The organism is Thauera sp. DNT-1, from assembly GCF_055393985.1.
Genome location: NZ_AP043752.1, coordinates 4,493,982 through 4,520,964, shown reverse-complemented (window position 1 = coordinate 4,520,964; position 26,983 = coordinate 4,493,982). Strand labels below are relative to the sequence as shown.

23 protein-coding genes and 1 tRNA gene are annotated in these 26,983 nt (G+C 69.1%); 10 read left to right on the top strand and 14 right to left on the bottom strand.

Annotation, left to right across the window (positions count from 1 at the left end):
* The first annotated feature begins 22 nt into the window (after positions 1–22).
* Positions 23–1,660, top strand: coding sequence for an electron transfer flavoprotein-ubiquinone oxidoreductase (locus tag ACZ5PP_RS20705; RefSeq protein WP_004317135.1), 1,638 nt, complete (start codon positions 23–25; stop codon positions 1,658–1,660).
* On the opposite strand, the gene ACZ5PP_RS20700 is transcribed toward ACZ5PP_RS20705, so the two are convergent.
* Positions 1,645–2,220, bottom strand: a complete 576-nt coding sequence (locus tag ACZ5PP_RS20700) for a GrpB family protein (RefSeq protein ID WP_276658188.1) — start codon at positions 2,218–2,220, stop codon at positions 1,645–1,647. The two genes, ACZ5PP_RS20705 and ACZ5PP_RS20700, sit on opposite strands and share 16 nt — an antisense overlap.
* A 93-nt stretch (positions 2,221–2,313) precedes the next feature.
* Here ACZ5PP_RS20700 and ACZ5PP_RS20695 point away from each other — a divergent pair, with 93 nt between their 5' ends.
* The 4 genes from ACZ5PP_RS20695 to pntB all read left to right on the top strand — a co-directional run bounded on the left by ACZ5PP_RS20695 (position 2,314) and on the right by pntB (position 6,065).
* The gene (locus tag ACZ5PP_RS20695; RefSeq protein ID WP_157277056.1) at positions 2,314–2,493 is read left to right on the top strand and encodes a hypothetical protein; all 180 of its coding nucleotides are present in this window, start codon (positions 2,314–2,316) and stop codon (positions 2,491–2,493) included.
* A 75-nt stretch (positions 2,494–2,568) separates the two neighbouring features.
* Positions 2,569–2,808 (top strand): hypothetical protein, encoded by a 240-nt coding sequence (locus tag ACZ5PP_RS20690; protein WP_464826542.1) that lies wholly within the window; start codon positions 2,569–2,571, stop codon positions 2,806–2,808.
* Positions 2,809–3,049: 241 nt separating this feature from the next.
* Positions 3,050–4,639: a Re/Si-specific NAD(P)(+) transhydrogenase subunit alpha gene (locus ACZ5PP_RS20685; RefSeq protein WP_004317128.1), complete on the top strand. Its 1,590-nt coding sequence runs from the start codon at positions 3,050–3,052 to the stop codon at positions 4,637–4,639.
* A gap of 10 nt (positions 4,640–4,649) precedes the next feature.
* A complete protein-coding gene (pntB, locus tag ACZ5PP_RS20680) occupies positions 4,650–6,065 on the top strand; it encodes a Re/Si-specific NAD(P)(+) transhydrogenase subunit beta (protein ID WP_004317126.1) in 1,416 nt (471 codons plus the stop codon).
* A gap of 286 nt (positions 6,066–6,351) precedes the next feature.
* Here pntB and ACZ5PP_RS20675 read toward each other — a convergent pair.
* The 3 genes from ACZ5PP_RS20675 to ACZ5PP_RS20665 form a co-directional block, all read right to left on the bottom strand.
* Positions 6,352–6,428 (bottom strand) — tRNA-Pro (locus ACZ5PP_RS20675).
* Positions 6,429–6,474: 46 nt separating this feature from the next.
* A complete protein-coding gene (gene ispB, locus ACZ5PP_RS20670; RefSeq protein WP_464826541.1) occupies positions 6,475–7,443 on the bottom strand; it encodes an octaprenyl diphosphate synthase in 969 nt (322 codons plus the stop codon).
* 95 nt (positions 7,444–7,538) lie between these two features.
* Positions 7,539–8,801, bottom strand: a complete 1,263-nt coding sequence (locus tag ACZ5PP_RS20665) for an extracellular solute-binding protein (protein WP_004317123.1) — start codon at positions 8,799–8,801, stop codon at positions 7,539–7,541.
* Positions 8,802–8,976: 175 nt separating this feature from the next.
* Here ACZ5PP_RS20665 and ACZ5PP_RS20660 point away from each other — a divergent pair, with 175 nt between their 5' ends.
* Positions 8,977–9,339, top strand: a complete 363-nt coding sequence (locus ACZ5PP_RS20660; protein ID WP_004317121.1) for a hypothetical protein — start codon at positions 8,977–8,979, stop codon at positions 9,337–9,339.
* A gap of 21 nt (positions 9,340–9,360) precedes the next feature.
* Here ACZ5PP_RS20660 and ACZ5PP_RS20655 read toward each other — a convergent pair whose 3' ends face one another.
* The gene (locus ACZ5PP_RS20655) at positions 9,361–10,398 is read right to left on the bottom strand and encodes an aldo/keto reductase (protein WP_004317119.1); all 1,038 of its coding nucleotides are present in this window, start codon (positions 10,396–10,398) and stop codon (positions 9,361–9,363) included.
* Positions 10,399–10,697: 299 nt separating this feature from the next.
* Here ACZ5PP_RS20655 and rlmM point away from each other — a divergent pair, with 299 nt between their 5' ends.
* The 3 genes from rlmM to ACZ5PP_RS20640 all read left to right on the top strand — a co-directional run bounded on the left by rlmM (position 10,698) and on the right by ACZ5PP_RS20640 (position 15,366).
* Positions 10,698–11,792, top strand: coding sequence for a 23S rRNA (cytidine(2498)-2'-O)-methyltransferase RlmM (rlmM, locus tag ACZ5PP_RS20650; protein ID WP_374616234.1), 1,095 nt, complete (start codon positions 10,698–10,700; stop codon positions 11,790–11,792).
* Between the two features lie 138 nt (positions 11,793–11,930).
* A complete protein-coding gene (locus tag ACZ5PP_RS20645; RefSeq protein ID WP_464826540.1) occupies positions 11,931–13,439 on the top strand; it encodes a DEAD/DEAH box helicase in 1,509 nt (502 codons plus the stop codon).
* 124 nt (positions 13,440–13,563) lie between these two features.
* A complete protein-coding gene (locus ACZ5PP_RS20640) occupies positions 13,564–15,366 on the top strand; it encodes a putative bifunctional diguanylate cyclase/phosphodiesterase (protein ID WP_464826539.1) in 1,803 nt (600 codons plus the stop codon).
* Here the strand turns inward: ACZ5PP_RS20640 and ACZ5PP_RS20635 are convergent.
* The 9 genes from ACZ5PP_RS20635 to ACZ5PP_RS20595 form a co-directional block, all read right to left on the bottom strand.
* Positions 15,360–15,707, bottom strand: a complete 348-nt coding sequence (locus tag ACZ5PP_RS20635; RefSeq protein WP_464826538.1) for a hypothetical protein — start codon at positions 15,705–15,707, stop codon at positions 15,360–15,362. The two genes, ACZ5PP_RS20640 and ACZ5PP_RS20635, sit on opposite strands and share 7 nt — an antisense overlap.
* Before the next feature lie 98 nt (positions 15,708–15,805).
* On the bottom strand, positions 15,806–17,185 hold the full coding sequence (locus ACZ5PP_RS20630; RefSeq protein ID WP_012585127.1) for an NAD(P)(+) transhydrogenase (Re/Si-specific) subunit beta: 1,380 nt from the start codon (positions 17,183–17,185) through the stop codon (positions 15,806–15,808).
* Positions 17,182–17,487: an NAD(P) transhydrogenase subunit alpha part 2 gene (locus ACZ5PP_RS20625; protein WP_464826537.1), complete on the bottom strand. Its 306-nt coding sequence runs from the start codon at positions 17,485–17,487 to the stop codon at positions 17,182–17,184. The genes ACZ5PP_RS20630 and ACZ5PP_RS20625 overlap by 4 nt, the downstream gene beginning before the upstream one ends.
* Before the next feature lie 13 nt (positions 17,488–17,500).
* Positions 17,501–18,625 (bottom strand): NAD(P) transhydrogenase subunit alpha, encoded by a 1,125-nt coding sequence (locus ACZ5PP_RS20620; protein WP_012585125.1) that lies wholly within the window; start codon positions 18,623–18,625, stop codon positions 17,501–17,503.
* A 344-nt stretch (positions 18,626–18,969) separates the two neighbouring features.
* Complete coding sequence (locus ACZ5PP_RS20615; protein WP_004324742.1) at positions 18,970–19,749, bottom strand: PP2C family protein-serine/threonine phosphatase; 780 nt, start codon at positions 19,747–19,749, stop codon at positions 18,970–18,972.
* A gap of 126 nt (positions 19,750–19,875) precedes the next feature.
* Entirely contained in the window at positions 19,876–21,117 is a 1,242-nt protein-coding gene (gene glcF, locus ACZ5PP_RS20610) for a glycolate oxidase subunit GlcF (RefSeq protein WP_287470087.1), read from the bottom strand.
* Between the two features lie 2 nt (positions 21,118–21,119).
* Positions 21,120–22,190: a glycolate oxidase subunit GlcE gene (gene glcE / locus ACZ5PP_RS20605; RefSeq protein ID WP_287470086.1), complete on the bottom strand. Its 1,071-nt coding sequence runs from the start codon at positions 22,188–22,190 to the stop codon at positions 21,120–21,122.
* A gap of 382 nt (positions 22,191–22,572) precedes the next feature.
* Positions 22,573–24,084, bottom strand: a complete 1,512-nt coding sequence (locus ACZ5PP_RS20600) for an FAD-linked oxidase C-terminal domain-containing protein (RefSeq protein WP_464826536.1) — start codon at positions 24,082–24,084, stop codon at positions 22,573–22,575.
* Positions 24,085–24,397: 313 nt separating this feature from the next.
* Entirely contained in the window at positions 24,398–25,279 is an 882-nt protein-coding gene (locus tag ACZ5PP_RS20595; protein ID WP_004322881.1) for a LysR substrate-binding domain-containing protein, read from the bottom strand.
* Between the two features lie 487 nt (positions 25,280–25,766).
* Between ACZ5PP_RS20595 and ACZ5PP_RS20590 the strand changes: the two genes are divergently transcribed.
* Complete coding sequence (locus tag ACZ5PP_RS20590; RefSeq protein WP_464826535.1) at positions 25,767–26,921, top strand: PEP-CTERM sorting domain-containing protein; 1,155 nt, start codon at positions 25,767–25,769, stop codon at positions 26,919–26,921.
* Positions 26,922–26,983 lie beyond the last annotated feature (62 nt).

The following is a 26,983-nucleotide window of genomic DNA, read 5'->3' as shown; positions in this document are numbered from 1 at the left end:
AAGAAGATACGAGGAGAACGGTATGGAACGCGAATCGATGGAGTTCGACGTGCTGGTCGTCGGCGGCGGCCCTGCGGGCCTGGCCGCGGCGATCCGCCTGAAGCAGCTCGCCGAAGCCAAGGGCAGCGAGCTGTCGGTGTGCCTGATCGAGAAGGGCGCGGAGATCGGCGCCCACATCCTGTCGGGGGCGGTCATCGATCCGCGCTCGCTGAACGAGCTGATCCCCGACTGGAAGGACAAGGGCGCCCCGCTCACCACCGCGGTCACCGAGGACCAGGTGCTGTTCCTCTCCGAGACCGGCGTGCGCCGCGTTCCGCCCGCGCTCACCCCGGACTGCTTCGAGAACCACGGCAACTACATCGTGCGCCTGGGCAACCTCGTCAAGTGGCTGGGCGAGCAGGCCGAGGCCGCCGGCATCGAGGTCTACCCCGGCTTCGCCGCGGCCGAGATCCTCTACGACGAATCCGGCGCGGTGAAGGGCGTCGCCACCGGCGACATGGGCCTCAACCGTGACGGCACCCCCGGCCCGCACCACCAGCCGGGCATGGAGCTGCACGCCAAGTACACCCTGTTCGCCGAGGGCTGTCGCGGCCACCTCGGCAAGCAGCTGGAGGCGAAGTACAAGCTGCGCGAGGGCGTCGACCCGCAGACCTACGGCATCGGCATCAAGGAGCTGTGGGAGGTCAAGCCCGAGCAGCACCGCCCGGGCCTCGTCGTGCACACCGCCGGCTGGCCGATGGACAACCGCACCTATGGCGGCGGCTTCATCTACCACCTCGAGGACAACCTGGTCGCGCTCGGCTTCGTGGTCGGCCTCAACTACGAGAACCCGCACCTGTCGCCCTTCGACGAGATGCAGCGCTGGAAGACCCACCCCGAGGTACGCAAGCACATCGAAGGCGGCAAGCGCCTGGCCTACGGCGCGCGCGCCATCGCCACCGGCAACATCCAGAGCCTGCCGCGGCTGATCTTCCCGGGCGGCGGCCTGATCGGCGACGACGCCGGCTTCCTCAACGCCGCCCGCATCAAGGGCACGCACACCGCGATCAAGTCGGGCATGCTCGCCGCCGAAGCGGCCTTCGACGCGCTCGCCGCGAATCGCCAGCGCGACGCCCTCACCGCCTACCCGGCCGCCTTCCGCGACTCCTGGCTGTACGCCGAACTGCACAAATACCGCAACTTCAAGCCGCTGATGAAGAAGGGCCTGTGGATGGGCTCCTTCCTCTTCGGCATGGACCAGATGCTGTTCCGCGGCAAGGCCCCCTGGACGCTGCACAACTCGTCGGACCACGACAAGCTCAAACCGGCTTCCGAGTGCCCGAAGATCGACTATCCGAAGCCCGACGGCGTGCTCACCTTCGACCGCCTGTCCTCGGTCTTCCTCTCGAACACCAACCACGAGGAAGAGCAGCCCTGCCACCTGCAGCTGAAGGATCCGTCGGTGGCGATCGCGGTGAACCTGGCCAAGTACGACGCTCCCGAGCAGCGCTATTGCCCCGCCGGCGTGTACGAGATCGTCCGCGAAGAATCCGGGCCGCGCCTGCAGATCAACGCGCAGAACTGTATCCACTGCAAGACCTGCGACATCAAGGACCCGACGCAGAACATCAACTGGGTCGTGCCGCAGGGTGGCGAAGGGCCGATCTACCAAGGGATGTGATCCCGTCGCACCGCCCGCATCACCTCGCGCACGAAGCACGTCTTCGCCTTCGCGTAGGCGATGCGGTCGTCGGGATATTGGTCCGCAATGCGCTGCTTGAGTGCGCCATACGCTCGCGCGACTTCGGAATGCGCGCGCAGGTAGTCGCGGAACCGCAGGCGCCCCCACTCCGACGAGCCCGCCTCGACAAAATGGATGTGATGCGTGCGCCGGCCCGCAGCATCGCGGCGGATGAACCACGCGTACTCCATGCCGGGCAGCCCGTGCCCGGGGGCGCGCCAGAAGAACTCGTAGCCCAGCGCCCGCAGCAGCGGTGCGATGCGCTCCGCTACGTCCTCCATCGAGCGTACCTCGACCAGCATGTCGATGATCGGCTTGGCCGCCAGGCCGGGCACCGCGGTGCTGCCGAAGTGCTCGATGCGCCCGATCAGCTCCGCCGGCAGGGCCGCACGCAGCCGCGCCACCTCCTCGGCGAAGAGCCCCGGCCAGGCCGGATCGTAGGGCACGATCTCGACGCGCTCCCGGAGCGCGCGTTCGATGTGGCGGGGCTTGGGGTTCATGCTCGAAATCGTGACCTCGAGGCTTCGCAGCGTGCCAACGGGGGCAGACGGCCGCGCGATCGGGACCGCCGCACGGACGACGAGGCTCCGCCCGTGCTCAAGCCCTCGATCTGCTCGGCAATGGTATCCGACCGGCGCGCCCGCCTCGGCTGCACGACTGCGCTGAATGATGCGCCGATCGACATGATGACGATCTCCTTGGATTCCGACGTTTCCGCGCTGCTCCGGCAGGTTCGCGTGGCGCGGGGGACGCCGCACATTCCACGTCCCTGACCACCGCAGCCTCGTGCGATGGATAGCCCTTGCAGCTCGATAGAACTTCAGGCGGGCAGGATAAGGTTTTTTGGTGTGGCCAAGCAGACCATCAAGAACCCGCCCTCGGCAGCGCACGATGGCGACCTGATCCGCTTCGAGCGCCACGCGGTGCCGGGCGCGGACGCACGCATGCTCACGCCGGGACGCGGCCTCGCTTCACGGTGCATCGGCGGTGGCCCGGGCATCGCCCTGGCTATCGAAAGCCAGGTCGGATCCGGCATACTCGCCGAGGGAACGAACATCGGCAATCGACGCGAATGCGATCGCCCATGAGTTCGCCCGGGCCAGGCGGGCATGTCCGAGACGAATACGCACGCCGGCACCAACGAAAACCGAACAGGGAGAACCCGATGCACCCGACCATGGCTTGCGGAGCCACGCTTCGTGAAATCCGCTTCGCACCCACCCCGGGGAGCCCGCGCGCAGCGACGGCGCAAGACTTCCCCGGGCATGCCCGCACCAGCCACACGGCCGCGCCCCGCTTCCACAATCAAACCTGCGCGGAGTCGGGATCATGACCTTGCTGATCGGAGTTCCGAAGGAAACCTTCGCCGGTGAAAAGCGCGTCGCGACCGTTCCCGAGGTCGTGGCGAAACTCATCAAGCTGGGCTTCTCCGTCGCGGTCGAGAGCGGCGCCGGCGCGGCGGCCAACTTCTCCGACGACGACTACCGCGCTGCCGGCGCGGAGGTGTCGCCCGGGTCGGCCGAGCTGCTGGGCCGTGCCGACATCGTCTTCAAGGTGCGCCCGCCCACGCTGGATGAGGTCGGCATGCTGCGCGAGGGCGCGACGCTGATCGGCTTCGTCTGGCCGGCGCAGCACCCCGAACTGATGGCGGCCTTGCAGGCGCGCAAGACCACCGTGCTCGCGATCGACTGCCTGCCGCGGCAGCTGAGCCGCGCGCAGAAGATGGACGCGCTGTCTTCCATGGCCGGCATCAGCGGCTACCGCGCGGTGGTCGAGGCGGCGAACGCCTTCGGGCGCTTCTTCAACGGCCAGATCACCGCCGCGGGCAAGATCCCGCCGGCCAAGGTCTTCATCGCCGGCGCCGGCGTCGCCGGCCTGGCGGCGATCGGCACCGCGGCCAACCTGGGCGCGGTCGTGCGCGCCAACGACACCCGCGCCGAGGTCGCCGACCAGGTGGTGTCGCTCGGCGGCGAGTTCGTCAAGGTCGATTACGACGAAGAGGGCTCGGGTGGCGGCGGTTACGCGAAGGTGATGAGCGAGGGCTTCCAGGCCGCGCAGCGCCAGATGTACGCGCGCGAGGCGAAGGACGCCGACATCGTGATCACCACCGCGCTGATCCCGGGCAAACCCGCACCCAAGCTGATCACCGCCGAGATGGTGCAGAGCATGAAGCCGGGCAGCGTGATCGTCGACCTCGCCGCCGAGCAGGGCGGCAACTGCGAGCTCACCGTGCCCGGCGAGGCGGTGGTACGCCATGGAGTCACGATCATCGGCTACACCGACCTCGTGAGCCGGCTGGCCAGGCAATCCTCGACCCTGTATTCGAACAACCTCCTCCGCCTCACCGAAGACCTGTGCAAGGCAAAGGATGGCAACATCGCCGTCAACTTCGAGGACGACGCGATCCGTGGCCTCACCGTGATCAAGCAGGGTGAGCTCACCTGGCCCGCACCACCTCCCAAGCTGCCGGCCGCATCGGCCAAACCCAAGGCTTCGAGCGCACCGATCACCGCACCCAAGGGCCATGGCCACGGGGCCGGCGCGCCGATGCCGGTCAAGTCGCTGGCGATCGTGTTCGGTGTCGGCGCCCTGCTGTTCCTGCTCGTCGGTCTGTACGCCCCGGCCAGCTTCCTCACGCACTTCACCGTGTTCGTGCTGGCCTGCTTCGTGGGCTACATGGTGGTCTGGAACGTCACACCCTCGCTGCACACGCCGCTGATGAGCGTCACCAACGCCATCTCGTCGATCATCGCGATCGGCGCGCTCGTGCAGATCGCCCCACCGCTGGCCGAAGGCGCCAGCGATCGACCGGGGGGGCTGATCGGCGTGCTCGCCTTCGTCGCCATCACCCTCACGGCCGTCAACATGTTCGGCGGCTTCGCGGTGACGCGTCGCATGCTGGCGATGTTCCGCAAATAAGGAGAAGACAATGACCTCAAGTCTGGCCACTGTCTCGTACATCGGCGCCACCATCCTCTTCATCCTCAGCCTGGGCGGACTCGCCCATCCCGAGACCGCGCGCCGCGGCAACCTGTTCGGCATCGCGGGCATGAGCATCGCGGTGCTGGCCACCGTGTTCGGCCCGCAAGTCGGCATGGGCGGCATTCCATGGATCGTCATCGCCCTCGTCATCGGCGCCGCCGTCGGCCTCTACGCCGCGAAGAAGGTGCAGATGACGCAGATGCCTGAGCTCGTCGCCCTCATGCACAGCCTGGTGGGTCTGGCGGCCTGTCTGGTGGGCTTCGCGAGCTACGTGGACACCTCCCTGGTGTTCCCCACCGCTGCCGAGAAGACCATCCACGAGGTGGAGATCTACGTCGGCATCCTGATCGGCGCAGTCACCTTCTCCGGCTCGCTGGTCGCCTTCGCCAAGCTCTCCGGCAAGATCGGCGGCAAACCGCTGCTGCTGCCCGCGCGCCACTGGCTCAACCTCGCCGGGCTGATCCTGGTGATCCTGCTCGGGCGCTGGTTCCTCAACACACACTCGATCTGGGCCGGCATGGCCTTGCTGCTGGTGATGACGTTGATCGCGCTGGCCTTCGGCGTGCACATGGTGATGGCGATCGGTGGAGCCGACATGCCCGTCGTGGTCTCGATGCTCAACAGCTATTCGGGTTGGGCGGCGGCGGCGACGGGCTTCATGCTGGGCAACGATCTGCTGATCGTCGTCGGCGCGCTGGTGGGCTCCTCGGGGGCGATCCTGTCCTACATCATGTGCCGCGCGATGAACCGCAACTTCGTCAGCGTCATCGCGGGCGGCTTCGGCTCCGGCAGCGGCGCGCCCGCGGCGACGGCCGACGGATCGGAGCCGGCCGGCGAGGTCACGTCGATCAGCGCGGTGGATACCGCCGACCTGCTGCGCGACGCGAAGAACATCGTCATCGTGCCGGGCTACGGCATGGCGGTCGCACAGGCACAGCACGTCGTCTGCGAGATCGTCAACGTGCTGCGCGGACAGGGCGTCGCCGTGCGCTTCGCCATCCACCCGGTGGCAGGCCGCATGCCCGGCCACATGAACGTCCTGCTGGCCGAGGCCAAGGTTCCCTACGACATCGTGCTCGAGATGGACGAGATCAACGCGGACTTCCCCGAAACGGATGTGGCGATCGTGATCGGTGCCAACGACATCGTGAACCCGGCCGCGCAGGAAGACCCGGGCAGCCCGATCGCCGGCATGCCGGTGCTCGAGGTGTGGAAGGCACGGACCTCGATCGTCATGAAGCGCAGCATGGCTTCCGGCTACGCCGGGGTCGACAACCCGCTGTTCTACAAGGAAAACAACCGCATGCTGTTCGGCGACGCCCGCAAGATGCTCGACGAGGTGTTGGGCGCGCTGAGCGCTTGAAGCAGCACGGGCGGATCCGCGTGCCGGGGTTTCGCGTGGCGGCGGCACCGCGGTGAAACCCGCCCGACCTGAGCCGCGGTGGCTGCAATCGGGACGTGGATCCTGCCCGGACAATCGTACGGCCAACCTGGAGAGTCAGATCCGGGCGCGCTGCAGTGCAGATTTCGTGTCGCGCTAAAGCGGATCAGCGCGACACCGGGACGCAGCATCAAGGGGGCAATCAAACGCAAACCCTTGATTCGATAACAAAAAAGCCACTCATTGAGTGGCTTTTTTGCGGGATTTTTGGTCGGGGAAAGAGGATTCGAACCTCCGGCCCCTGCGTCCCGAACGCAGTGCTCTACCAGGCTGAGCTATTCCCCGACACTTTTTTGCTGCTTTTTGCTGCCCTGCGAAGCCAGAAACTATATCAGTGTTTTCGCCGAACTGCAAAGTCCGATAATTGTAGCAGCGCTTCCTTGAAAATGGAAGGGGGAAGCACCGAAATCGCGTCGATTGCGAGCTGCGCCTCCGCTTCCGCGTAGCGGCGCGTCTCTTCGAGCGCGCCGGTCGACTGGATCGCCGCGAGCACGGCCGCGAAATCGCCGCGGCCGCCGCCTTCGATCGCGTGACGCACCAGCGCGCCCTGCTCCGCCGTGCCATGCTGCATCACGTGGATCAGCGGCAGCGTCGGCTTGCCTTCGGCGAGGTCGTCCCCAAGGTGCTTGCCGGTGTCGGCCTCGTCGGCGGAGTAGTCGAGCACGTCGTCGATGAGCTGGAAGGCGGTGCCAAGGTGCATGCCAAAGGCGGCCAGGCGCTGCTCGAGCGCGTCGTCCGCACCGGCCACGATGCCGCCCAGGCGCGCCGCGGCCTCGAAGAGCTTGGCGGTCTTGTAGCGGATCACGCGCAGGTAGTCTTCGATGACGACGTCGGCGTTGTGGCAGTTGAGCAGCTGCAGCACCTCGCCCTCGGCGATGATGTTGGTGGCGTCGGCGAGCACGCGCATCACGCGCATCTCGTCGACCCCGACCATCATCTGGAAGGCACGCGAATAGAGGAAGTCGCCCACCAGCACGGCAGAGGCGTTGCCGAAGGCGGCGTTGGCGGTACGCTTGCCGCGGCGCAGGTCGGACTCGTCGACGACGTCGTCGTGCAGCAGGCTGGCGGTGTGGATGAACTCGACGACCGCGGCGAGCTCGTGGTGATGCACGCCGCGATAGTCGAGCGCGCCCGCCGCGTAGAGCACCAGCGCGGGGCGCAGCCGCTTGCCGCCGCTGCCGACGATGTATTCCGCGATGCGGCGGATCAGGGCCACGTCCGAGTGCAGTCGGTTGCGGATGACCGTATCCACCGCTTGCATGTCGGCGGCGATCGGCGCGAAGAGCTGCTGGACGGACAAGGCGTTCTGGCTCGCGGAAAATCGTAGATGTTAGGCGGCGCCCGCGCGCGGCGTCAAGCCGCAACCCCGGGCGCCGCAGGTGAGCGGTAGCGAGCTCAGTTGCCGTTGCGGGCGCGCGTCACCGCGTTGTCGAGCGCTTCCTTCGCGGCCTTCTCGTCGGCCCATACGCCGGCGAGTTCCTCATCGAGGATGCGGCGCACCTTCTGGCGCTCGACCACGGGCTGCGCCGACGACTGCGGCGTGGCGGGCTTGCCGCCGAGCTGGTCGACCGCGACCTGGATGTTCTCGAGGTCGTTGCCGAGCAGCTCGCTGCGCGAGGCCAGCAGGCCGGCGCGGTTGAGCGGCAGGTAGCCGGTCTCGCGCTGCCACGCGACCTGGTTGTCGGGCTGCAGCCAGAAACTCACGAAGCGCGCCACGGCCTTGTATTCGGCCGGTTTCTTGCCTGCCGAGGCCCACAGTGCGGGACCGTCGGCGATGGTGTTCTGCGGCGCACCGGGGAAGTCGTCGTAGTAGGGCAGCTTGGACACCGCCACATCGACCTTGCCGGCACGGCGGAAGTCGGTCCAGCTCGCCGAGGGCGCGGCGATCACCGCGCACTCGCCGCGCGCGAAGCGCTGCTCGGCCTCGGCCTGCTGGTCGAACACGTGCAGGTAGCGCGCACGCGTCCAGCTCGCCATCATCGCCACATGCTTGACCTGAAACATGCCGTTGAAGCTCGGTACGGTGGTCTTGCCGCTCTGCGCGGCCACCGGCTCGTTATGCCAGGCCGAGAGGTTCTCCACCATCACGCGGCCGGGCTCGGCCACGGTATAGGGGCAAGTGTGACCGGTATCGGCGAGGCGCCCGAGGGTTTCCTGCAGATCGAACCAGGTGTTGATCCGGGTGGTCTCCGGGTTGAGGCCGGCCTGGCGCAGCGCGTCGCGGTTGAGGAACAGCACCGGGGTCGACAGGCCGACCGGCAGCGCCAGCAGCTGTCCCTTGGCATCGACCGGGGTGCGCGTCATCATCGCGGGCGGACGCAGGGTCTGCAGCGGCACGCCACTTTCCTTCATGAGCTGGAAGAGCGGCTTGAAGCGCGGCTTGCCGGCGACGAACTCCTCCTCGTCGTCGCCCTCGAGGATCATCAGGTGGGGCGCGCCCGAGCGCCAGTCCGCCGCGGACATCACGACCTGCACGTCCTTGGACTGCGCGTTGAAGCGCTCGACCAAGTCCTTCAGCGCCCCCGCCTTGGCATCGGGCAGGCGATGGAAGAGCTGGACCTGCTGCTGGGCGCTGGCCTGGACCACCGAGCCGGGCGCGAAGAAGAGACCGCCGGCAGCGACCGCTGCGGCCAAGGCCTTGAAACGCATCTTGTTCATCGATTCGACACACAGAAAGGAGCCGGGCAGGACGGCCCGGAAGCGGGCGCGATTATAGATCCGCGCGCACTCGAATAGTGGGCCTCGAGGGCGAGCGTGCCGCGCGCGCGACACTCCTCTCAAGATGGGGTGGCCGCGGCCGATAACCCCACCAGAAGAATGCCCCCGGATCGCCATGCCCCGCCCGACCCCATCCCCGACGCTGCGCCGACTCGTCCTCCTCGCCCTGCTGCCCTTCGCAGCCGGCTGCGACCAACTCGCCGAGGTGCTCGAGCTGCCCAATCCATCGAAGGTCGAGGCCGAGGGCCGTGCGGTCGGGAGCGCCTGCCGCCACTCCGGGCGCTCGCTGGAGGACTGCTACGCGCTCAATCCGGCGGCCTCGAAGGCGGCGGTGTTCGCCGGCTGGCGTGACATGAACGACTACATGATGGAGCACAAGCTCGAGATCGTGCCCTCGCAGCTCGTCCAGGGCGCGCCAAAGGCAGCGCCTCCCCGGTCCACGGCGCAGGCGGCGCCGGCACAGCCCGCAGCGCACTGACCGCCGTACCCGCACCGACGCTCAGGGCGCCGGGTTGCCGTGCAGCTGATGAACCCGCTCGATCTCGGCGAGCGCATCCTCGTCGAGACGCCGATGCCAGGCGTCGAGGTTCTCGGCGAGTTGCGCCACCGTGGTCGCGCCCACGATGGTGCTGCCCACGAACCAGCGCGAATACACGAAGGCGAGCGCCAGCGCGGTGAGGCTCATCCCGCGCCGCCGCGCGATCTCCGCGTAGCGCTCCACCGCCGCACGCACACCGGGCTTGGCGTAGCGCACACCGAAATTCTCGAACTCGGTGAGGCGCCCGCGCGCAGCCGGGTCGGCGAGATACTTGCCCGACAGGTGGCCGAAGGCGAGCGGCGAATACGCCAGCAGCGCCACGTCCTCGCGCAGCGTGATCTCGCTCATGCCGTACTCGTACACCCTGTTGAGCAGGTTGTAGGCGTTCTGCACCGACACCACGCGTGGCAGGCCGCTCTCCTGCGCCATGCGCACGAACTCCATCAGCCCCCAGGGCTGCTCGTTCGACAGGCCGACGTGGCGGATCTTGCCCTCGTCCACCAGTTCGGCGAGCGCCTCGAGCTGGGTGCGGATCGGCGTGGATTCGCGCTCGCGCGCCGGATCGAAGGGCAGCTGGCCGAACAGCGGCTGGTTGCGCGCCGGCCAGTGCAGCTGATACAGGTCGATGTAGTCGGTGCGCAGCCGGCGCAGGCTGCCCTCGACCGCGGTGCGGATGTTGGCGCGGTCGAGCGCGAGCGGACCGCCGCGGATCCACTCCAGGCTGCGCGCCGGCCCCGCCACCTTGGTCGCGATCACCAGCTTCTCGCGCACCTGGCGCGCCAGCCAGTTGCCGACGATGCGTTCGGTCTCGCCGCTGGTCTCGGCACGCGCCGGGACCGGATACATCTCGGCGGTGTCGATGAAGTCGATCCCGCGCTCCACGGCGAGGTCGAGCTGGCTGTGCGCCTCGGCCTCGCTGTTCTGCTGGCCAAAGGTCATGGTGCCCAGGCACACCGCCGACACCTGCGGCCCCGCTCCGCCCAGCCGGCGGTATTCCATTTCACGTACTGCCATCCCGTATCCCCTTTTCCGACAACCGAATCGTGACCTGCCGCGCTCCTGCGGGCTGCTCCGGAGGCGCGAGGGTGTGCCTTGGGAGCGACGCGAATCGCAACTGCGGCGCGCGGAACCCGCGCAGGCGCGGCGGCCGGCCCGATCTCAACCTGCGTCGTAGCGCCGGCATGCTCGCCAGCGCGGCGCTCGCGGCTTATCATCCGCTGCCTTGCGCCGATTCCGGTTGCCGCCCCTGCGGCCCGGCACGGACCCATCATACTGCAGCCCCTGCGCGCACCGACCCCATGAACCAGCACACCCCCGCCGCCGCGCTCGCCTGCGCCGGCCTCCTCGGCTATTGCCGCGCCGGCTTCGAGAAGGAACTCGCCGCCGAACTCGACGACATCGCCGCCGAAGCCGGCCTGATCGGCTACGTGCGCGCCGAGCCCGACTCGGGCTACGTGATCTACGAGACCTTCGAGCCCACCCCGCTCGGCAGCTTCGGCGAATCCACCGACTGGCGCCGCCCGGTGTTCGCGCGCCAGCTCCTGCCGTGGTTCGCGCGCGTCGACGATCTGCCCGAGCGCGACCGCGCCACACCGATCGTCGAGGCGGTGAAGGCCAGCGGCCAGCGCTTCTCCGGGGTGATGCTGGAGACTCCGGACACCGACGAGGCCAAGCAGCGCTCGGGCTTCTGCAAGCGCTTCACCGAGCCGCTCGCCAAGGCGCTCGAGAAGGCCGGCTGCCTGCGCAGCAGCCGCGCCGGCCTGCCGGTCCTGCACGTGCTCTTCACCAGCGCCACCACCGCCTGGCTCGCCGCCGGCCAGCCCGGGCAGTGCTCGACCTGGCCGATGGGCATCCCGCGCCTGCGCATGCCCTCGAACGCGCCCAGCCGCTCCACCGCCAAGCTGTCCGAAGCCTTCATGATGCTGCTCGAGGAAGGCGAGCGCGACAGCATCCTGCGCGCCGGCCAGCGCGCGGTCGATCTCGGCGCCGCGCCGGGCGGGTGGACCTGGCAGCTCGTCAATCGCGGCCTGCGCGTCACCGCGATCGACAACGGCCCGCTGCGCGACAGCGTGATGGCGACCGAGATGGTCGAGCACCTCAAGGCCGACGGCTTCACCTGGCGCCCGCACCGGCCGGTGGACTGGATGGTGTGCGACATGGTCGAGCAGCCCTCGCGGATCGCCTCGCTGATGGCCGAATGGGTCGCCACCGGGCGCTGCCGCTACACGATCTTCAACCTCAAGCTGCCGATGAAGCGCCGCGTCGAGGCGGTCGAGCAGTGCCGCGAGCTGATCCGCAAGCGGCTCGCCAGCGTCGGCCCCTACGACCTGCGCATCAAGCACCTCTACCACGACCGCGAGGAGGTCACCGCCTTCCTCACGCTCAAGCGCTGAGCGGACCAGGCGCGGCGGACCGCCGCCGCGCGGTCGGCGGCGAAGCCCCTGTCCGGTAACGCTTTTTGTGCCGTGTATAATCCGGGTTTTCCGTCATCCGGCGGTCGACTGTCGACCGTCTCCAACCCGAAGGCACCCATGAGCTTTGCCGATCTCGGCCTCATTCCCGAACTGCTGCAGGCCGTCACCGACGCCGGCTACACCGAGCCCACGCCGATCCAGCGCCAGGCCATCCCCATCGTCATCGCCGGCAAGGACGTCATGGGCGGCGCCCAGACGGGCACCGGCAAGACCGCCGGCTTCACCCTGCCGCTGCTGCACCGCATCGCCCGCCACGCCAACACCAGCACCTCGCCCGCCCGTCACCAGACGCGCGCGCTGATCCTCGCGCCCACGCGCGAGCTCGCGATGCAGGTGTTCGAGTCGGTCAAGACCTACAGCAAGCACCTGCCGCTGCGCTCGGTGTGCGTCTATGGCGGCGTCGACATCCGCCCGCAGCAGGCCGAGCTGCGCCGCGGCATCGAGATCGTCATCGCCACGCCGGGCCGGCTGCTCGACCACCTCGAGCAGAAGTCGATCAACCTGTCGCAGGTCGAGGTGCTGGTGCTGGACGAAGCCGACCGCATGCTCGACATGGGCTTCATCCCCGACATCAAGCGCATCCTCGCCCTGCTGCCCAAGCAGCGCCAGAGCCTGCTGTTCTCGGCCACCTTCTCGGACGAGATCAAGCGCCTCGCCGACCAGATGCTGAAGGAACCGCAGCTGATCGAGGTGGCGCGCCGCAACATGGTCTCCGAGACCATCACCCACGTGGTGCACCCGGTGTCCTCGGGCATGAAGCGCAACCTGCTCGCCCACCTGCTGCGCCACAAGCCCGACACCCAGGCCCTGGTCTTCGTCGACACCAAGCTCATGTGCGGCCGCCTGGCGCACTACCTCGAGCGCAGCGGCATCTCGGCCGACGCCATCCACGGCGACAAGGGCCAGCAGCAGCGCACCGACACGCTCGAGGCCTTCAAGTCGGGCAAGCTGCGCGTGCTGGTCGCCACCGACGTGGCCGCGCGCGGCCTCGACATCGACGAGCTGCCCTTCGTGATCAACTTCGAGCTGCCGCACACCGCCGAGGACTACGTGCACCGCATCGGTCGCACCGGCCGCGCCGGCCACCACGGCTATGCGATCTCGCTGGTCAGCTCGGAAGAAAAGCACTGGCTGTCCGAGATCGAAAAGCTGATCAAGCTGCAGATTCCGCAGGAGAGGGTACCCGGCTTCGACCCCGATCCCGACTTCCACGAGGCCGGCAGCCGCGGCCATCGTGGCCGCAGGCCGGCGGCCGCGGCCGCCGACACCGAGGCGCAGGCTCCGGCGGCGCGCTCCGGCGGCCGCGAACGTGGCGTCGAGCGCAGCGCCGAGGCTCGTCGCGAGCCAGCGCGCGAGCGCGAAGGCCTGCGCGCCGGCCCCCGCCGCGGCCGCAGCAGCGTCGCCGCCGACGGCTTCGACTTCTCCAAGCCCTACGAGCCGCTCAATCCCCCCGTCGCGGTCGCCGAGCAGACTCAGCCCACCGCGGCCGCTGCCGGCAAGCCCGACCCGCTACGTCGCCACCAGCGTCCGATCGCGGTGCTGCTCGGCGGCCTCGGGCGCAAATAAGGGGCACCCCGGCCCCTTATTCGCCACACGGCGGCGCACAGGCATCGGCTATGCTGTGGTCTCACTCGCAGGCGCCCCCGCCCGGGGGCGCCCGCATCGAACTCCCCTGCGATCCTCTGCTGTCGTGAACCCTTCCGGACACCTGCCGGGCCTGCCGCCCTCCCCCGGCCCCTCCTCTGCCGAGCCCTTCGTCGCGGACCTTTCGGAGGGCGCCGAGACCGGCGTATACCTCGCCCTGCTCGAACTGCTCGACGAGGGCCTGCTGATCACTGGCGACGAGGTCGTGCTCGACGCCAACAGCGCCGCCTGCCGCCTGCTCGGCCGCGACTACCGCGACGTGGCAGGGCGTCCGCTCGCCGACCTCTTCCCCGACGGCCAGGCCTTCCTGGCCGCGCGCGCGCGCCTGCTGATCGAGGGCGAACGCCGCGGCCGCCTCGACTTCGCTCTCCCGGATGGCGGCGTGCGCGCGCTCGAGTTCAACTGCGCGCCGCGGCTGCGCCCCGGCATCCACGCCATCATCCTGAGCGCGCCCGCGGTCGTGGCGGAGTACGAAACGGGCACCCCCGTCCTCGCAACGCCACGCCCGACAGCAGGCGGTGCGCGCGCGTTCGACGACGCGCCGTCGATGTCGATGTACCTGACGAGCCACGACCCGCTCACCGGCCTGGCCAACCGCCGCATGCTCGAGGCGCGCTTCGGTGACTGCGCGGTGCGCGCGGCGGGCCGCCACGGCAGCATCGCGATCGTGCGCCTCGACCTCGACGGCTTCGCCGCGGTCAATCGCAGCCTGGGCGAGAGCGCCGGCGACGAGATCCTCCGGTGCATCGCCCGCCGCCTCGCCGCTACCGCCGGTTCCGCTGCCCTGGTGGCGCGCGAGCGCAGCGACAGCTTCATCGTGCTGCTGCCCGAGCCGGCGCATCCCGGCAACGCCGACCAGTTCGCCGAAACCCTGCTGCGCGCAGTGGCCGAGCCCCTCGAGCTCGGCGGCGGGCTGCAGCGCATCACCGCCAGCGCCGGCCTCGCCCTCTATCCGCAGGACGGGCGCAACCTCGACACCCTGCTGCGCAACGCCAAGAGCGCGCTCGAACAGGCGCGCCGGCTCGGCGGCAACCACTGCAGCGTCTTCCACACCCGGCTCGACGGCCCCGGCTTCGACAGCAGCCATCTCGAACGCGGCCTGCGCCACGCCTTGCAAGCCGACGAGCTGTGCCTGCACTTCCAGCCGCTGGTCGATGCGCGCTCCGGTCGCACCCGTGCGGGCGAGGCCTTGCTGCGCTGGCGCCACCCCGAGCTCGGCCTGCTGCCCTACCGCCAGTTCATGGGTGCGGTCGGCGACCCCCGCCTGCTCGCCGACGTCGGCGACTGGGTGCTGGCCACTGCCTGCGACCACGCCACCGACTGGCCGCCGACGCACGATGGCGAATGCCTGCGCCTGACGGTGAATGTCTCGGTCGAGCAGCTCATGCGCGGCGACTTCGCGGCGCGCGTCGCGACCACCCTGCGCACCTCCGGGCTGAAGGCGGAGCGGCTCGAGCTCGACCTCGACGAAAAGGTGCTGGCACTCGACAGCCCGACGCTCGCCGCCACGCTGGAGCGCATCGCCGCCACCGGCGTGCGCCTGTCGATCGACGACTTCGGCCGCGGCCTGTCGTCCATCCCGCGCCTGCGCCGCTACCCGCTCGCCGCGCTCAAGCTCGACCCCGAGCTGGTACGCGGGGTCGGTCGCAGCGAGGACAGCGAGGCCATCGTCGAGGCGGTCGGCGCGCTCGCCGGCACGCTCGGGCTGGAAATCTACGCGCGCGGGGTCGAGCACCGCGGCCAGCAGGCCTTCCTGTGCGCGCTCGACTGCCACCTGCAGCAAGGGCCGCTGTTCGGGCGGCCGCTGGCGGCGCGGGAGTTCGCGGACCGCCTGCTCCGCGCTCAGTAATCCCGCAGGCTGGCGCAGGTCTCCGCGCGCCCGGTAATACGACCGAAGCGCTGCAGGCGCTCGCGCACGAAGTCGTCGGACACGCGCCGGTCGGCACAGTATTCGCGCAGCTGCATCGCCAGCGTGGTGTATTGCAGGCGGCGCACGCTGTCGGCGAGCGCCGGGAAACGATAGCCGTCGGTGCGCCGCCACTCGGGCGTCGGCGGATTCGCCGCAGCCGCAGCTGCAGGCGCAGCTGCAGGCGCAGCTGCAGGCGCAGCGGGAGCCTTCTGCGCAAGGGCCGGAGCGCTGGAAAGGCCGAGCGGGACGACAAGGAGGAAAGCGAAAAGGCAAACGCGCATCGGGCCGCAGGTACAGGAAGGTTCCCTGCCCTTACGGCCCGATGCGCCTCCGGCTCGAGCGGAACCCGCCGGCGCTGCAGCCGGCGGGCGGTTCGGCGTCATGCCTCCATCGACTTCACGTGCTGGATGACCTCGGCGATGGCTTCCTGCGCGCTGCCGTAGAGCATGCGGCAGTTGTCCTTGTAGAACAGCGCGTTCTCGATGCCCGAGTAACCGGCGCCCTTGCCACGCTTGACCACGATGACGTTCTGCGCCATGTCGGCGTTGAGGATGGGCATGCCGTAGATCGGGCTCGACTTGTCGGTGCGCGCGACCGGGTTCACCACGTCGTTGGCACCGATCACCAGGGCCACGTCGGCCTGGGCGAAGTCGTTGTTGATCTCGTCGAGATCGAAGATCTTGTCGTAGGGCACGCCGGCCTCGGCGAGCAGCACGTTCATGTGGCCGGGCATGCGGCCCGCGACCGGATGGATCGCGAACACCACCTCGACGCCGCCCTCCTCCAGCAGCTGCGCCATCTCCCACACCTTGTGCTGGGCGCCGGCCACCGCCATGCCGTAGCCCGGCACGATGATGACCTTCTGGCCGTAGCGCATCAGCGCCGCCGCATCCATCGACGACAGCTCGCGCATCGTGCCCTCGACGGCCTCGCCGCCTTCGGCCGCGGCACCGGTGATCGGAGCGAAGATGATGTTCCTGATCGGGCGGTTCATCGCCTTGGCCATGAGCTGGGTGAGCAGCATGCCCGAGGCGCCGACCACGATGCCGGCCACGATCAGCGCCGGGTTGCCGATCACGAAGCCCTTGAAGCCGACCGCGAGGCCGGTGAAGGCGTTCAGCAGCGAGATCACCACCGGCATGTCGGCACCGCCGATCGGCATCACCAGGATCACACCGAGCGCGAGCGCGAGCACGAAGAACAGGAAGATCTCGAAGCCGCCCGGGTGCGCCGAGTAGGCCACGGTGAGGCCGATGCCGATGGTGATGACCGAGAGCAGGAAGTTGATGTTGTTCTGCCCCGGCAGGCGGATCGCCTTGGTCATCAGCCCCTGCAGCTTGGCGAAGGCCACGCACGAACCCGAGAACGCCACCGCGCCGATCACCGCGCCGAGCGCGAGCAGCGTGGACGTGACCGCGTCGTGCGGCACCCCGCGCACCAGCTCGATCGCCGCGATGCCGGCCGCGGCGCCGCCGCCCATGCCGTTGTAGATCGCAACCATCTGGGGCATGTCGGTCATCTTGACCACCTTGCCGCTGTACCAGGCGACGCCGCCGCCGAGCACGATCGCCACCACCATCAGGCCGATGTTGTGCAGGTCGGGGATGAAGAAGGTGGCCAGGGTCGCGGCGATCATCGCGTAGCCGGCCCACACCACGCCCTTGCGCGCGGTGACCGGCGAGGCCATCGCCTTGAGGCCGAAGATGAACACGATGGCGGCGATGAAGTACGCCATGTTGACGAACCAGTTCGAGGTCATTGCTCACCCCCCTGCTTGCGGCCGCCGGCCTTGAACATGCCCAGCATGCGCTCGGTGACGATGTAGCCGCCGGCCGCGTTGGCCGCGCCGAGGAACACCGCGAAGAAGCCGATCACCAGCTGCAGCGGGCTTTCCGGGTCGGCATGGCCGAGCGCCACCATGGATCCGATCAGCACGACGCCATGCACGAAATTGGAGCCCGACATCAGCGGGGTGTGCAGGATCACCGGCACGCGCGAGATCACCTCGTAACCGGTGAACGCGGCCAGCGCGAAGATGTACAACGCGGTAAAGCCATCCATTGCGAATTCCTCCTTACAGCCCGAGCGCCTGCTTGACGCCCGCGTGGCGAAGCTCGCCCGCATGCGCCAGGCAGCTGCCGGCCATGACCTCGTCCTCCCAGTCGAGCGCGAGCGCGCCGTCCTTGATGAAGGGCGAGATGAAGTTGAACAGGTTCTTGGCGACCATCTCCGAGGCATGCACCGGCATGCGGCTGGGGATGTTGGTGGGGCCGATCACGAGCACGTCGTTGATCCACACCTTCTCGCCGGCCACCGTGCCCTCGACGTTGCCGCCGGTCTCGGCTGCCATGTCGACCACGACCGCGCCGGGCTTCATGCGCGCGATCATGTCGGCGGTGATGATGCGCGGCGCCTTGCGGCCCGGGATCGCCGCGGTGGTGATGAGCGCGTCGCACTGCGCCACCGCCTTGGCGAGGCGCTCGGCCTGCTTGGCCTTCTCCTCTTCGGTGAGCTCGCGCGCATAGCCGCCGGCCCCCGCCGCCGACACGCCGGTGTCGACGAACTTGGCACCGAGCGACTCGATCTGCTCGCGGGTCTCCGGACGCACGTCGTAGGCCTCGACCATGGCGCCGATGCGGCGCGCGGTGGCGATCGCCTGCAGGCCGGCGACGCCGGCACCGATGACCAGCACCTTCGCCGGGCGGATCGAGCCGGCGGCATAGGTGAGCATCGGGAAGAACTTGGGCGAGTGGTCGGCGGCGATCAGCGCACATTCGTAGCCGGCGACCGCGCCCTGGCTGGACAGGATGTCCATGCTCTGCGCGCGCGAGATGCGCGGCAGCAGCTCGAGCGCGAAGGCGGTGACCTGGCCATCGACCAGCTGCTGCACGCGCTCGGTGCTGTACCAGGGTTGCAGCATGCCGCACAGCACGCTGCCGGGCTTCATCGCGGCGAGGGTCTCGGCGGCGGGCGGCTGCACGCACAGCACCACATCGGCGGCGGCGACGACATCGGCCGCGCTATCGACCCAGGTGACGTCGGCAAAATCAGTGTCGCGGAAGTGCGCGCCCTTGGCGGCGTCCTTCTGCATCACTACGCTGGCGCCAAGACCCTGGTATTTCTTCACCACATCCGGGACGACGGACAGACGCCGCTCGCCGGGATGGGTTTCCTTGAGCACTCCGATGACCAGAGGCATGGATGTACTCCTCCATATTGAGAGGTTAGAGGGGTTCATGGAATGACGCGTCGGTCGCCTGCCTCTTGATTGTTGTCTCTCCCTGCCCCGACTTGCGGGCTCGCGAGACCGACACCCGTCGATATTAACTTCAATCAAGGCGGACGCACCATCTTCGTGCAGCGCAAGGCCGAAGCGCACGGCGGACCTGACAGAGCGCCTTCGGAGCCGCGACGATTTTCGTGGGAGCGGCGCACCTCGCGATGGCGCCTGGAATCCGCAGCGCGCTCGGCTCTGGAGCCCTGCCGCAACCTGCGCCCCACCTGCTGCGGCCGCGGACTCGCGGCGCCCCTGCGCGCGCAGGTTCAGCGCGATGCGGCGGGTCGGGCGGACGTGGCGGGAGCCTCGATCAACTTGACGATCGCCAGCGAGATGTTGTCGCCGCTGCCGCCGGCACGCTCGCGGCCGAGCGCGACCAGGCGCTCGGCGGCCGCGCGGGCGGGAAATTCCTGCAGCGTCGAGGCGAGTTCGAAGTCGGTGAAATGCGCCCACAGGCCATCCGAGCACAGCAGGAAGCAGTCGCCGGCGAGCGGGGACTCGTCGCGGCCGTAGTCGATGCGCGGCTCGCGGTCGCTGCCCAGGCAGGACAGCAGCACGTTGCGCTGCGGGTGGCGCAGCGCCGCGCGATCGTCCAGGCGCCCCTTGCGCACCAGCTCGGCGACAAGCGAATGGTCGCTGCTCACCGACATTGTGCGCGTGCCGCGGAAGTGGTACATGCGCGAATCGCCGCAGTGCGCCCAGTAGGCCTTGCCCTGCTGCATCATGAACACCACCGCGGTGCTGTGCGGGTCCTGCTCGCTGGTGAAGCGGGTCAGCTTGATGACGACATGGGCCTCGTCGATGATGCTGCCGAGCAGGTGCTCGGGCGTCTCGTGCAGCGGCGCATAGGCCTCGAAGTTCTGCCGCGCGCGCATCAGCACCTGCTCGGCCGCCATGGCACCGCCGCTATGGCCGCCCATACCGTCGGCGAGCACCGCCATCATCATGCCCGGCCGCTTGGGGTGGCCGAACAGCGCGACGCGGTCCTGCTGCTCCTTGCGGTCGCCCAGGTGCATGGCGACACAGGTTTCGGCGGTGAAAGGCATGAGGGATGAGCGGGCCGGAATCGGGACGGATCATAGGATGATATCAACCCGGAGCAGGCAGCAGGCGAGCGCCTGCCGCCGGGGGGCGCGACCCGGTGTGAAATCCGTCACGCCCGGTGCGCTTCATCACGACGCCGGGCCGAGACGGGAATCGATCAGCTCGATCCAGTGCAGCACCGGCTTGTCGGTGCCCGCCTGCAGGTGGGTGATGCAGCCGATGTTGGCGGAGGCGATCCGTGCGGCGCCGCCCTCGAGCAGGGCGTCGAGCTTGTTCGCGCGCAGGCGGCCGGAGAGCTCGGGCTGCAGGATCGAGTAGGTGCCCGCCGAACCGCAGCACAGGTGGGCGTCGCGCACCGGGGTGAGCTCGTAGCCCGCCGCCGTCAGCAGGGACTCGACCGTGCCGCGGATGCGCTGGCCGTGCTGCAGCGTGCACGGCGCGTGCCAGGCGAGCGGCTCGCGCGGCTGCGCGCGGGCGGCGAGCCGCGCACGCAGGGACTCGCCCTCGGCGAGGACGAGCTCCGCGATGTCGCGCGTCAGCTCGCTCACCCGCCGCGCACGTTCCGCATAGACGGGATCGTGCTGCAGCAGATGGCCGTAGTCGCGCACCTGCACGCCGCAGCCGGAGGCGGTCATCACGATCGCCTCGATGCGCCCGGCCTCGATGTCGGGCCACCAGGCGTCGATGTTGCGGCGGGCGTCGGCACGCGCGCCCTCGGCATCGTCGAGGTGGAAGCGCACCGCACCGCAGCAGCCGGCACCAGGCAGCTCGACCATCGAGATGCCAAGCGCGTCGAGCACGCGCGCGGCCGCGGCGTTGATCGAAGGCGCCATCGCGGGCTGCGCGCAACCGGCGAGCGCGATCACCCGGCGCGCATGGCGTGGCGCCGGCCAGGTGCCGGCCGGCCGCAGCGTGGGCACCTTGTCCTGCAGGGACTTCGGCAGCAGGCCGCGCACCGCCCGCCCGGCGCCCATCGCCAGACCGAACAGCTTCGGCCGCGGCACGAACTCGCGCAGCGTGCGCCGCACCAGCGCCTCGCCGCCGTGGCGCGGCACGCGCTCGGCCACCACCGCGCGGCCGATGTCGAGCAGGCGGCTGTAATGCACACCCGAGGGACAGGTGGATTCGCAGGACCGGCAGGTGAGGCAGCGGTCGAGGTGCAGGCGGGTCTTCTCGGTGGGCGCGGCGCCCTCGAGCACCTGCTTGATCAGGTAGATGCGCCCGCGCGGGCCGTCGAGCTCGTCGCCGAGCAGCTGGTAGGTCGGGCAGGTGGCGGTGCAGAAGCCGCAATGCACGCACTTGCGCAGGATCTCCTCGGCCTCGCGGCCTTCGGGCGTGTCGCGGATGAAGTCGGCGAGCTGGGTCTGCATGCTCAGAGCTCCGGGTAGAGGCGGCCGGGGTTGAAGATCCCCGCGGGGTCGAAGGCCTGCTTGAGCCGGCGGTGCACCGCCGCGAGCGGCGCCGCCAGGGGCTGGAACACGCCGGCGGCGCGATCGCCACCGCGGAAGGCCGTGGCATGGCCGCCGAGCTCGACGGCGCGCGCACACACCGCCTGCGCGTCGATCGCGCCCGCGAGCCAGCGCTGCGCGCCGCCCCACTCGACGAGCTGGCGCCCGGGCAGGCCGAGCGCGGGCGCGGTCGAGGGCAGCGACAACCGCCACAGCACCTCGCCCTCCTCCAGCGCGAAGCCGGGAAGGGTCTGCTCGCGCGCCGCGGTCCACAGCGCCTGCGCCGTCGCGTCATCGAGCGCTTCGCCGCCGAGCCGCGCACAGGCCGCCTGCACCGCCGCCTCGGCGCCCGACAGGCGCAGGTGCAGCACGCCGTGCTGCCACAGCGTGGCCGACACCGGCAGCGGCTGGCCGCCCCATTCATTGACGCGCTGCAGCGCGCTGGCCTCGTCGAGCTCGAAACGCAGCGTGGCCTCGGCCACCGGCCGCGGCAGCACCTTGAGCGAGACCTCGAGCAGGATGCCGAGCGTGCCGAGGCTGCCCGCCACCAGGCGGGAGACGTCGTAGCCGGCGACGTTCTTCATGACCTGGCCGCCGAAGCGCAGCACCTCGCCACGGCCGTCGAGCAGCTTGACGCCGAGCATGAAGTCGCGCACCGCGCCGGCACTCGCCCGCCGCGGCCCCGACAGGCCGGCGGCCACGCAGCCGCCCACCGTGGCGCCGGGACCGAAATGCGGCGGTTCGAAAGCGAGGTATTGGCCCTTGTCCGCCAGCACCGCCTCGAGCTCGGCGAGCGGCGTGCCGGCACACACGGTCACGACGAGCTCGGTGGGTTCGTAGGCGACCACGCCGCGGTTGGCGCACAGGTCGAAGCGCTCGCCGGCGAGCGTACAGCCGAAGAAGTCCTTGCTGCCGCCGCCGCGCAGGCACAGCGGCGTACGCGTCGCCACAGCCGCGCGCACGCGCTCGGCCCATTCCTTCTCGATCATCGTCATCGTGTCATCGTCCAATCATCATTCATATGCGTGGCCGCACACCCTGCCGGCCGGGCACTCCCGACGCGCGGGGCGCAGTCCGTCGGCGGCGATCGCGACTCGCGTCGCTCCTACGGAAGGCACCCCTCGTCGGCGGCGATCGCGACTCGCGTCGCTCCTACGGAAGGCCACCGCTCGTCGGCCACGATCGCGACTCGCGTCGCTCCTACGGAAGGCCACCGCTCGTCGGCCACGATCGCGACTTGCGTCGCGCCTACGGAAGGCCAACGCTCGTCGGCCGCGATCGCGACTTGCGTCGCTCCTACGGAAACCCCGTGACCATCCGGGATTCACCGCCGCCCGGGACCGCCCGTAGGAGCGACGCAAGTCGCGATTCCCCCGTTCAGAACCGCGGAATCTCCGGATACGGCACATGCCCCTTGCTCACCTTCATGCGGCCGTATTCGGCGCAGCGGTTGAGCGTGGGGATCGCCTTGCCGGGGTTCAGCAGCCCGGGCGGATCGAAGGCCGCCTTGACGCGGAAGAACTGGCGCACCTCGGCCGTGGTGAACTGCGAACACATCTGGTTGATCTTCTCCAGCCCGACGCCATGCTCGCCGGTGATGGTGCCGCCGAGCGCCACCGACAGCTCGAGGATCTCGGCGCCGAACTCTTCGGCGCGCTCGAGCTCGTCGGGCTGGTTGGCGTCGAAGAGGATCAGCGGATGCAGGTTGCCGTCGCCGGCATGGAACACGTTCATGCAGCGCAGGCCGTACTTGCCTTCCATGGCCTGGATGGCGGTGAGCATCTCGCCGAGGCGCTTGCGTGGAATCGTGCCGTCCATGCAGTAGTAGTCGGGCGAGATCCGCCCCGCCGCCGGGAAGGCGGCCTTGCGCCCGGCCCAGAACCTGAGCCGCTCGGCCTCGTCGCACGACACGCGGATCTCGGTGGCGCCGCTGTCTTCCAGCACCGCGCGCACGCGGGCGATCTCCTCGGCCACCTCCTCCGGCGTGCCGTCGGCCTCGCACAGCAGGATCGCCTTGGCGTCGAGCGGATAGCCGGCGCGCACGAACTCCTCGACCGCCGCGGTCGCGGGCTGGTCCATCATCTCCAGGCCGGCGGGGATGATGCCGGCGGCGATGATCCTCGCCACCGCCTCGCCGGCGCGCACCACGTCGTCGAAGGCGGCGAGCACGCACTGCGCGAGTTGCGGTTTGGGCACGAGCTTGACGGTGACTTCGGTGACCACGATCAGCATGCCCTCCGAGCCGGTGACCAGCGCAAGCAGGTCGTAGCCCGGCGAATCGAGCGCACCCGAGCCGATCTCGACGACCTCGCCCGCAATGGTGACGCCGCGCACGCGCAGCAGGTTGTGCACCGTGAGGCCGTACTTGAGGCAATGCACGCCGCCGGCGTTCTCGGCCACGTTGCCGCCGATCGAGCAGGCGATCTGCGAGGACGGATCGGGCGCGTAATACAGCCCGTAGGGCGCGGCCGCCTCGGAGATCGCCAGGTTGCGCACGCCCGGCTGCACGACCGCGGTGCGTGCGAGCGGATCGAGCCTGACGATGCGGTTGAAGCGCGCCAGCGACAGCAGCACGCCGCGGGTGTGCGGCAGAGCGCCGCCCGACAGCCCGGTGCCCGCGCCACGCGCCACCACCGGCACGCCCATCTCATGGCAGATGCGCAGCACCGCCACCACCTGCGCCTCGGTGGTGGGCAGGGCCACGACCAGCGGCAGCGCGCGGTAGGCGGCGAGGCCGTCGCACTCGTAGGGGCGCAGGTCCTCGCTGTCGTACATCAGCGTCCCGGACGGCAGCACCTTGCTCAAGGCTGCGACCACGCGCGCCTTGTCCACCGCGGAAAAATCGCCCTCGGTCTCACCGAACGGCAGCGCTTCGTTCTCCAGCATCATCCTCGTCTCCTCGCCTGGCCATGCCGATCGAGCATCGACCGCCGCGCCGGCACATCGAAATCCGCGCGGGCGTATCGGGACCGCGGCAATCGCGACTTGCGTCGCTCCTACGAAAACAGAACCGCCGCGAAGCGCGATCCTCCGCCCCCGGAATCCACGCGGGCGTGTCGCGATCTTTGGCGCATCCGAATCCTCGACTCCCCGCGGGACCGGGCAGCTATCCGGAGTATAGAGGCTCGCGCACAGCGCCCGCTTGACGCCTCTTGCTCGCCGGCTTGAAGAAAATTCAACCCTGAAACGGCCCGGCGATGCTTCAGGGCAGCGCGGCCTGCAGCCAGTCCGCGAACGCGGCGCACTCCCAGCGCTCGAGCGCGCCGGGGCGCCAGCACAGGTAGTGCGCGTAGGGCGAGCGCAGCGGGCGCGAGGACAACGCCAGCAGGCGCCCGCTGTCGAACCACGCCGCCCCCAGGCGCTGGCGCACCAGGGCGACCCCGAAGCCGCTCGCCGCGGCATCGTAGGCCAGGCCGAGGTCGTTGAACTGTGCGCCGCGCGCCGGCTCGGGCAGGGCCAGGCCGCAGTGCGCGAACCAGTTCGACCAGGGCTCGAGCGGGCTGCGCACCAGCGCGGTGCCGGCACACTCGGCAAGGCTCGCGAAACCGTCGAAGGGGCCGTGCTCGTCGAGGAAGGCCGGGCTGCAGGCGGGGACCGCCTCGTCGCTCAGCAGCAGGCGGTGCTCGAGGTCGGTGTAGCCCCCGGCGCCATACCGGATCTCGAGCTCCGCCTCTTCCGCGACGACGTCGCGCAGCGGGATCGACACCTGCAGGGTGAGCTCGATGTCCGGCCAGTCGCGGCGGAAGAGCTCGAGCTTGGGCATGACGAACTGTCGGCAGAACGAGGGTGTCACCGCCACGCGCAAGCGCGCCGATGCACCCGGCGCGCGCTCGCCCGGCAATTCGCGCAGCGCCGCGAGCGCGACACCGACCTGCTGCAGGTAGGCCGCCCCCTCGGCGGTCGGGGTGAAGTCGCTGCGCGAGAAGAGCCGCACGCCCAGATGGGACTCGAGCTGGCGCAGGCGATGGCTGACCGCGCTGACGGTCACGCAGAGCTCCTCGGCCGCACGGCTCGCGCTGCGCAGGCGCGCGACCGCCTCGAAGGTGAGCAGGCACTGGATGGGCGGGATGCGGCGGAGCGCCATGGTCGCGGCTCGGGGCCCGTTCGGAAGGATGTCCCCGATTATGCCCCCGCAGCCCCGCTGCCTGCACTGCGACGCCCCCACCCACCTTCCCTCCCGCGCCGAGTTTCGGGTGCGCGCATCCTGCTGTGGCGCGAGAGCGTCATTCTCCCGGTCGCAGGACGAAGCGCCGGATCGGCCCGGCCACTTCATTCGTGCCGCAATTATTCTTCAGGCATTTATCGAATTAATTTTTCATAGTACATCGGCAACTCCGAGTTACTTTCCATGGCCATCGGAAAAGGCGCCGCAAAGGAATTGCCTTTCGCATATCCCTTCGCTTGGAACCCGTTCGGATCTCCACAAGTAGGCTGGATCCGGGTGTCGATTTTTTTTACACAGGCTGCTGAAGAAGAAAAATCTAAAAATTAAAATATCTAAAAAACAGATACTTGCATTATTGGCACACGATTTGCTACGAGATCTCCATACACCTGTAGGAGGGAGTGCCATGAAAGCCAAAAACCTGGTCGTCGCAATGCTCGCCGCGCTCGGCGCATCGTCCGCATCGGCCGCATTGGTCGACCTCAACGGGCTCGGTTACGTCACGTACGGCGATGGCAACAGCTATTCGCTGGCGGTGGCCAATTATTTCGCGTGCGGAAAGGAATACGGCCCCGGCTGTCCTTACAACGTCAAGGGCTCCCCGGGTGCGAGTGAGACCGACCCGCGCATCTACATCGTCCAGGGGGCCGGCGGCCACATCGACAACGAGAACGCGAACATCGACGACGCCTTCGACGCGGCGAACAACGAGCTGTTCTTCACGATGACCTCCGCCAACGAGCCGGGCAGCGATGGCAACAAGAACGCCACCTTCACCGGCGACAAGACCAACACCTGGGATGCGACGCTCGGCGCACTCGACCAGAGCTTCGACTTCTCGAAGAACCTGATGACGTTCTTCTTTGTGAACAACGAACCCAACAGCAACGACGGCCTGACGCAGAACCTCGCCGTCTGGGCCCGCGTGACGCTGACCAACCTCGCCGGCACGACGGTCTACAAGACCTTCGACGTGACCAACGACCCGCGCACGAGCGAACAGCGCGACGGCGACGGCATCGGCGACCTGCCCGCCCCGGGTTACGGCCCCCCGCCGGTCGGAGGCGGTGTCCCGTATGGTGACGTCACGGTCTATACCAGCGAGAGCAACGCCCCCGAGATCACCGACTTCGCCATGTCGGGCGGCCAGGTGTGCGTCGACAAGACCACCAGCACGCTGGTCGATTGCACCACCGCCAGCGCCGGCAGCTTCGATGCGATCAATCACAACCTCGGCGAGAACCAGGCCCCCTACGCGATCACCATTCCCGAACTCGACGATTACATCGGCGGCCTGATGGCGGCGAATGCCAATCTCGACGACTACGTGATGCGGGTCGACCTGCGCTACGGCTGCGTCAGCCCGCCATTCACCATCGACACGCGGGGAAACGACTCCTGCGTCGGTTACGGCACCGCGGTGTCGCAGGACAACAACTTCGAACAGGTCTTCATCAGCACCCGCCTGGCGACGCAACGCGTGCCGGAACCCGGCACCCTGGCGCTGCTCGGCTCGGGTCTGCTGGGTTTCGCGGCCGCCCGCCGCTCCCGCAAGTCCTGAGGCATCGCGGCCACCGCGGCAGCGAAAACCCTCACCGAGCCTCGTCCGGATCCGGCCCTGCC